The 7,798-nt window shown below is 68.7% G+C and carries 5 protein-coding genes; 3 read left to right on the forward strand and 2 right to left on the reverse strand.

Features of this window, described 5'->3' with window-relative positions:
* Positions 1–92 precede the first annotated feature (92 nt).
* Both AAGA11_22115 and ilvA read right to left on the reverse strand, forming a co-directional pair.
* Positions 93–1,289 (reverse strand): M20/M25/M40 family metallo-hydrolase, encoded by a 1,197-nt coding sequence (locus AAGA11_22115; protein ID MEM9605570.1) that lies wholly within the window; start codon positions 1,287–1,289, stop codon positions 93–95.
* Complete coding sequence (gene ilvA / locus AAGA11_22120) at positions 1,286–2,800, reverse strand: threonine ammonia-lyase, biosynthetic (protein ID MEM9605571.1); 1,515 nt, start codon at positions 2,798–2,800, stop codon at positions 1,286–1,288. The genes AAGA11_22115 and ilvA overlap by 4 nt, the downstream gene beginning before the upstream one ends.
* A 98-nt stretch (positions 2,801–2,898) precedes the next feature.
* On the opposite strand from ilvA, the gene rpiA reads away from it, so the two are divergent.
* The 3 genes from rpiA to rlmKL all read left to right on the forward strand — a co-directional run bounded on the left by rpiA (position 2,899) and on the right by rlmKL (position 7,639).
* Positions 2,899–3,558: a ribose-5-phosphate isomerase RpiA gene (rpiA, locus tag AAGA11_22125; protein ID MEM9605572.1), complete on the forward strand. Its 660-nt coding sequence runs from the start codon at positions 2,899–2,901 to the stop codon at positions 3,556–3,558.
* Positions 3,559–3,706: 148 nt separating this feature from the next.
* A complete protein-coding gene (gene ggt, locus AAGA11_22130) occupies positions 3,707–5,440 on the forward strand; it encodes a gamma-glutamyltransferase (protein ID MEM9605573.1) in 1,734 nt (577 codons plus the stop codon).
* A 36-nt stretch (positions 5,441–5,476) separates the two neighbouring features.
* On the forward strand, positions 5,477–7,639 hold the full coding sequence (gene rlmKL / locus AAGA11_22135; protein MEM9605574.1) for a bifunctional 23S rRNA (guanine(2069)-N(7))-methyltransferase RlmK/23S rRNA (guanine(2445)-N(2))-methyltransferase RlmL: 2,163 nt from the start codon (positions 5,477–5,479) through the stop codon (positions 7,637–7,639).
* The last annotated feature ends 159 nt before the right edge of the window (positions 7,640–7,798 follow it).

Consider the following 7,798-nt stretch of genomic DNA (forward strand, 5'->3'; position numbering starts at 1 on the left):
CCGGGCGCCACGATGATGTCGCCAAAGACGGCGCGCGCGGTGGCGGCGAGCAAGGCAAAGCCGGCACTGTCTGCCCGCGACACCGGCGACGCTTAGAAGCCGCGGGGGTCGGGCTCCACGCGAACGCGGGTGTCGTCGATCACGGTGATCAGGTGGTCGACAATACCGTCGAGCGAATCGCGCGGGTGGACACGGAAGTTGATCGTGGCGCGCACCTCGCTCGGCAACACGTTCTCGCGCGGTGAGGCGGTCAACATGGTCGGTGCCGTGGTGGTCCGAAGCATCGCGTTGGTGGTGTTGGCCCCGGAGAGGATGCGCGCCAGCACGTCGCTGGTCAGCCAGCGATTGGCGAACGCGATGCGCTGGCCGTACGGCATCGCCGGCCCGATGGCGTCGAAGAAGTCCGCCGTGATGCCGTCGTAGAAACCCGGTACCGGGTTGTCGCGGATGTCGAGCAGGGCCTCGGCCAGGATCTCCACCGCCAGCTCGTCGGTCGGCAGCGAGGAGTGTCCGCCCTCGCTCTTCGCGACCACGTCAACGCTGAAGTAGCCTTTCTCGGCCGTGTTGATGCTCGCCAATGGCTTTGACAAGCCAGGCACAATCCCGTCCAGCACCATCGAGCCTTCGTCGAGCACCCAGTCGAAGCGCACGCCGTTCGCCTGGAAGTGGGCTTTGACGGCCTGGGCCCCGTCTCGCCCGCCGATTTCCTCGTCGTGACCAAAGGCCAACCAGACCGACCGCGCCGGTTGCACACCGGCCTCGAGCATCAGCTCGACCGCCTCGAGCATGGCGATGACTGCGCCCTTGTTGTCGAGAGCTCCGCGACCCCACACGTGCCCGGCTGACACCTGCCCCGAAAACGGCGATTCGACCCAGTCGTCGAGGGTGTCCTCCAGCACCGGCACCACGTCGTAATGCCCGATCAGCAGGATCGGCGCCCGATTTGGATCACGCCCGCGCCAGTGGTAGACCGGCGTCAGCTCGTTGATCAGAGTGCGCTGCAAGCGGCTGTGCACCAACGGGAAATCCGACTCGATCTGGGCGAGAAACGCGCGGAAAGGCGCGAAGCTGGCGTTGTCTGCGTCACCCCCGGAGACCGTCTCGTGGCGCAGCGCGCGGCCAAGCTTGGTCGCAACGCGGTCGGTGTCCACACGCAACAGCGGTTGTTCGAGCGCCACGTCGACAGGCGGCTCGAGCGTGTATTGCGTAGTGTTCCAGATCAGCACCGCGACCAGCGCGATCGCACCGACCAGGCAGGCCAGTGCGAGCCGTCCAAGCCACCGTTTCACCGCAAGAAGGCCTTGTAGGCCGGGTTGTCAGACTCCAGAAAGTAGGTGTAGCCAAGCGACTTGAGGAAGTCGTGGAATTGCGGCTCGTCCCCGTCCGGCACCTGGATGCCACAGAGCACCCGGCCGTAGGCCGCCCCGTGATTGCGGTAGTGGAACAGGCTGATGTTCCAGCCGCGTGCCAGGCGCATCAGAAAGTCGAGCAAGGCGCCGGGACGCTCCGGAAACCGGAACCGCACCAGGTGTTCGTTGTCGGCCCCGCTGCCCTGACCGCCGATCATGTAGCGCACGTGGTTTTTGGCCACCTCGTCGTCGGTCAGGTCCTGGACGTCGTAGCCGGCCCCGACCAGCTTGCGGTAGATGTCACTGCGCTCGGCGGCGCCGTCGCCAAGCTGGATGCCGGCAAACACCACCGCCTCCTCGCCGTCGGCGTAGCGGTAGTTGAACTCCGTGATGCCGCGCCGCCCGAGGGTCTGGCAGAACTTCCGAAAGGCACCGGGCTTCTCCGGCAGGTTGACAGCGAAGAGCGCCTCGCGCTGCTCGCCGATCTCCGCCCGCTCGGCGACGTGGCGCAGCCGGTCGAAGTTGACGTTGGCACCGCTGACAACCGCGATCAGGTTGGCACCGGTCACACCGGATTGGGCGGCATACTTCTTCAGGCCCGCGACCGCGAGCGCGCCGGCCGGCTCACTCAGCGTGCGCGTGTCGTCAAACACGTCTTTCACCGCCGCACAGATTTCATCCACTGTGCAGGTGATCACGTCGTCGAGGGTCCGCCGGCAGATCCGGAAGGTCTCCTTGCCCGGCACCCGCACGGCGACGCCGTCGGCGAACAAGCCGACCTCGCCAATGTCGGTCCGCCGGCCCCGTTTGATCGAGGCCTGCATCGACGCCGCGTCGACGGGCTCGACACCGATGATGCGCACGTCGGGTCGCAGGTACTTCATGTACACCGCAACGCCCGCGGCGAGCCCGCCGCCGCCAACCGGCACGAACACGGCGTGGATCGGGTCGGGGTGCTGGCGGCAGAGCTCGAGGCCGACGGTGCCCTGGCCAGCAATCACGTCGGGGTCGTCAAAGGGCGGCACGAAGGTGTAGCCGCGCTCGTCTGCGAGCACCACCGCGTGCGCGAAGGCGTCGTCGAAAGCGTCGCCGTGCAGCACCGGGCGGCCGCCGAAATCGCGCACAGCCTGCACCTTGATATTCGGCGTCGTGCGCGGCATCACGATGATCGACTTCAGGCCGAGCTTGGTCGCCGCAAGCGCGACGCCCTGCGCGTGATTGCCGGCCGAGGCCGTGATCACACCCGGCAGGTTGGGGTTTTCGGCCTTGAGCCGGTAGATGCGGTTGTAGGCGCCGCGGATCTTGAACGAGAACACCGGCTGCTGGTCTTCGCGCTTGAGCAGCACCGTGTTGTCGAGGCGCCGACTCATGTTGCGCGCGGTGTCGAGCGGCGTTTCCCGCGCCACGTCGTAGACACGCGCGCTGAGGATTTTCTCGATGTAGTGGTCCATGGGTGCACCGTCGCCGACTGACCCTCAATGTAGCCAATAACCACACAACGCGAAAGGCGCGCTTGGTATCCTGTGGGTTTTCCCAAGCGCCGCAGACCATGACGTCAGACGACAAGAAACGCGCCGCCGCCCAGGCAGCCCTCGACGAAGTGCCGGCCGACAGTCTGGTCGGCATCGGCACCGGCTCGACCGCCAACCACTTCATCGATCTGCTCGCCGCGCAGCGGCCCGACATCCGGGAGACGGTTGCGAGCTCCGAGGCCAGCGCAGCGCGGCTGCGCAGCCACGGCATCGACGTGCTCGACCTCAACACCGCCGGCACGCTCGCGGTCTACGTTGACGGCGCCGACGAATCCGACAAGCACCTTCGCCTGATCAAGGGCGGCGGGGCGGCACTCACGCGCGAGAAGATCGTCGCCGCCGCCAGCGAGCGTTTCGTCTGCATCGCCGACGACAGCAAGCTCGTGCCGGTGCTCGGGGCCTTTCCGCTGCCGGTCGAGGTGATTCCGATGGCACGCAGCCTGGTCGGGCGGTCGATGGTCCAGCTCGGCGGCGACCCCGCGCTGCGCGAGGACGTGACCACCGACAACGGCAACCTCATCATCGACGTGCACAACCTCCAGATTGCCGACCCGGTGGCGATGGAGACCGAGATCAACCAGATCCCGGGCGTGGTCACGGTCGGCCTCTTCGCCAACCGCCCGGCCGACCTGCTGTTGCTCGCAGGTGACGAGGGCGTGACCCGCCTGACCCGCTGAGTGCGACACAGCCGGCCTTGGCATAACGCCGCCACGGCATGCGGGCCATCGGCCCGGCCAGTGGCAGCCTGTGCGCTCTGGTAGGCTGGCACGCACACGCCGCCGCGAAGGCACCCTGTCTCGACGACAACCCGAGGAGACCGCCCCCATGCGCCCGCTCACCCTGCTCCCTGCCCTCGCGCTCAGCCTGGCGCTGAGCCCGCCCCTGCACGCAACCGACCAACCGGAAAAAACCTTCGGCACCCAAAGCCGGGCCACCGTGATCAAACCCACCTACATGGTCACCAGCGCCCACCCGCTCGCGACCGAAGCTGGGCGAGCGGTGCTCGCCGCCGGTGGCCACGCCGCCGACGCGGCCGTGGCCGTGCAGTTCATGCTGAACCTGGTCGAACCCCAGAGTTCGGGCATCGGCGGCGGCGCCTTCGCGGTCTACCGTGACGCGGCAACCGGTGCCGTCACCACCTTTGACGGCCGCGAGCAGGCACCGCTCGCCGCAACCGAATCGCTGTTCCTCACCGCCGACGGCGAACGCATGGGCTGGTGGGACGCGGTCATCGGCGGCCGCTCGGTTGGCGTGCCCGGCACGCTCGCGCTGTTGGACGACCTGCACAAACGCTTTGGCCGGCAGGCGTGGCCAGCGTTGCTGGCGCCCACCGAACGCACCGCGCGCGACGGCTTCACCGTCACCGAGCGCATGGCGCAGTCGATCGCCTGGGGCGCCTCGAAGGACCTCGGCAAGTACCCCGCGACCCGCGCGCTGTTCTTCAAGGCCGACGGCAGCCCCTACGCGGCCGGTGACACGCTCACGAACCCCGACTTCGCCGACACGGTTGCGCTGCTGGCGCGCGAAGGCATTGCGCCCTTCTACCGTGGCGAGCTCGCCGCTGCGCTGGTCGAGGCCGTTAGCGACAACGACAACCCCGGCACGATGCAGCTCGACGACCTCGCCAGCTACCGCGTCATCGAGCGCCCGGCGGTCTGTGCCCCCTACCGGGGCTACGAAGTGTGCGGCATGGGGCCGCCGAGCTCCGGCGCGTTGACGGTCGGCCAGATGCTGGGGTTACTCAGCGGCTTTGACTTGCCCGGGCTCGGCAACAGCGCCGCGGCGTGGCACCTCTTTGCCGAGGCCGGCAAGCTCGCCTACGCCGACCGCGCGCTCTACATGGCCGACAGCGACTTCGTCCCGCTGCCGCTCGCCGGCTTGCTCGATCCGGGTTACTTGCGCGCCCGCAGCACGCTGATCGACCCCGCCCAGGCAATGGAGAAAGCGAGTGCGGGCAACCCGCCCTGGCCCGAGCGCACCGCACTCGCGGCCGACCTGCAGCGCGAACGCGCCGGCACCAGCCACTTCAACATCGTCGATGCCGAGGGCAACGCGCTCTCGGTAACCACCACAATCGAGACCGGCTTCGGCTCGCGCCTGTCGGTTGGTGGTTTTCTGCTCAACAACGAGCTCACCGACTTCTCCTTCCTGCCAGAAAAAGACGGCAAGCCGATCGCCAACCGGGTGGAGCCGGGCAAGCGCCCGCGCAGTTCCATGTCGCCGACCATCGTGCTCGAAGACGGCGAGCCGGCGTTGCTGATCGGCTCACCGGGTGGCTCGCGCATCATCAACTACGTCGCCCAGAGCCTCGTCGCCATCCTCGATTGGGACATGGATTTGCAAGCCGCGCTCGACCTCGGCCACGTCGCGAACCGCAACGGCGCCACCGACCTCGAGGAGGGCACGCCAGCCGCGGACCTGCAGGCCGAGCTCGAAGCGCTCGGCCACACGGTCACCGTGCGCAACATGAACAGCGGCCTGCACGCCATCCGCTTTGTCGACGGGGTGCTGCACGGCGCGGCCGACCCGCGGCGCGACGGCACGGCGGACGGCGGCTGAGCGCGTTCGCCGAGACGGCTCGAACCGAGACCCCGCATGACCGATCACACCCTGTTTGTCACCGCCGCACGCAGCCTGGAGCCCCAGTTGGCCGACGAGCTGGCCGCGCTCGGCGCCACCGCGGTCAAGCCAGGCCGCGGTGGGGTGTATTGCACTGCCACGCTGGCGGTACTCTATCGGGTGTGCCTCCGAAGCCGTCTCGCTAGCCGTGTGCTGTTGCCGCTGGCGGCCTTCGACGCAGCCGACGACACCGCGCTGTACACCGGCTGCCGCAGCGTCGATTGGGCCGCGCTGCTGGCGCCAGGCGCGACGCTCGCAGTTGACTTCAGCAGCAGCCGATCGACGCTCACGCACACGCGCTTCGGCGCGCAACGCGTGAAGGACGCCGTGGTCGATGTGCTGCGCGACGCGCGCGGCGAGCGCCCGGATGTCGACCGCGATCAGCCCGACTGCCGCATCAACGCCTACCTGCTCGACAACCGCGCCCAGCTCGCGCTCGACCTCGGCGGCGGTGCCTTGCACCGCCGACCCTGGCTGGCCGAAGGCGGCCGGCCCGCGGTTCCGGCCAACCTGGCCGCGGCGCTGCTGCAGAAGTCGGGTTGGCCCGACACGGCACAACACGAACTCGTCTGTCTCTGGTCGTGCGACGGCACGGTGGCGATCGAAGCGGCCGAGATGGCGGCGGGACTCGCGCCCAACCGCAGCCGGGCCCACTGGGGTTTTCTCGGTTGGCAGGACCACGACCCGTCCGTGTGGGATGACGCCTTGGCTGCCGGGGACACGCCGACCCCAGAAGCACTGCCACGTGTGGTCGCGGTCGAGCCCGACCGGCGCTTGCACGCGGTCGCACGCGCGGCAATTCGGGCCGCTGGCGTCACGGTCGAACTGGACAACACCGACCCGGTGACGCGGCTGCGCACGCGGCCGTTGACCCACAGCACGCTGGTTGTCGCCACACCTGTGAACGCACAGTGCAGCGACAGCACGTGGCCTGCCCTCGGCGACGGGCTGAAGCACGCCGCTGCCATCGGGCCCGACGCCACCGCCGACGCCGAGGAACGTGCCCACCGCGCCGGCGTGCTGGTGCCGAACCTCGACTGCGGCAAACAACTCGGCTTGCGCGCACGCAAACGCAACCAGTTTCGTGTCGACCAGGACGACTGGACACTGTTGCAACTCCCGCTCGACCCCGACCACGTGGTCGACCGTGTCGCCGCTGCGGCCCGACGCCAGGCGGCGGCGCGTGAGGCGGCGCTGGCACGCGGTGCCGACGCCCTGGTCAACCGCATCCGCAAGAACCAGCGCACGGTGGGCAAGTGGGCCGCGCGCGAGCAGATCGCCTGCTACCGACTCTACGACGCCGACCTGCCCGAGTACGCGCTTGCCATCGACCTCTTCGGCGAGCACGCCCACATTCAGGAGTACGCTGCACCGTCCTCGGTCGACGCAGCGCGCGCCGCACAGCGCCTCGAGGACGCCGTCGCCGTGTTGCCCGAGGCGCTCGGCATCCCAGCCGAGCGCTGCGTGGTGAAGCGCCGACAGCGGCAGCGCGGCGACGCGCAGTACCAAAAGCACGACGACACCGAGGCGTTCATCCGCGTCACCGAGGGCGGCGCGCGTTTCGCCGTGAACCTGCACGACTACCTCGACACCGGCCTCTTTCTCGACCACCGCACCACGCGACGGATCGTCGCGGACCTCGCCCGCGGGAAACGCCTGCTCAACCTGTTCGGCTACACCGGCAGCGTCACCGTGCAGGCAGCCCTCGCCGGCGCGGCCGCGTCGCTGACCGTCGACATGTCGCAGACCTACCTCGATTGGGCGGGCCGCAATTTCTCGCTCAACCAACTCGATGGCCGCGCGCACCGCCTCGAGCGCGCCGACGTACTGAGTTGGTTGGCCACGCACACCGAGCACTACGACGTGGTGTTCCTCGACCCACCGACTTTCTCGAACTCGAAACGCATGTCACAGAGCTTCGACGTGCAGCGCGACCACGTGCCGTTGATGCGCAACGCGTTGGCGCGGCTCGCACCCGGCGGCACCCTGGTGTTTTCGACCAACCACCGCCGCTTCAAGCTCGACGAGGCTGCGTTTGATGACTGCGACATCGACAACATCAGCGCCCGCACCCTGCCACGCGATTTTGCCCGCAACCCGCGCATCCACACCGTCTGGACCCTGAGCCGAGCCGCCTGATGCCAACCGCGCCACGCCGAACCCACGCACACCCTTTCCGAGCCGCCCTGCTCTTCTGCTGCCTCGCGTTCGCCGGCCTCGGCCACGCCGAGGGTGAACCCGACGACAGCCCGTCCGGCGTCATCGAACGCACCGAGGCCTCGCTCGGGTTCCTCACCC

It is taken from the genome of Pseudomonadota bacterium (assembly GCA_039196715.1).
GTDB lineage: Bacteria > Pseudomonadota > Gammaproteobacteria > CALCKW01 > CALCKW01 > CALCKW01.

Coding starts and splice junctions, on each gene's coding strand:
- ilvA (MEM9605571.1), bottom strand. CDS start 2,800: ATGGACCACTACATCGAGAAAATCCTCAGCGCGCGTGTCTACGACGTG.
- rpiA (MEM9605572.1), top strand. CDS start 2,899: ATGACGTCAGACGACAAGAAACGCGCCGCCGCCCAGGCAGCCCTCGAC.
- ggt (MEM9605573.1), top strand. CDS start 3,707: ATGCGCCCGCTCACCCTGCTCCCTGCCCTCGCGCTCAGCCTGGCGCTG.
- rlmKL (MEM9605574.1), top strand. CDS start 5,477: ATGACCGATCACACCCTGTTTGTCACCGCCGCACGCAGCCTGGAGCCC.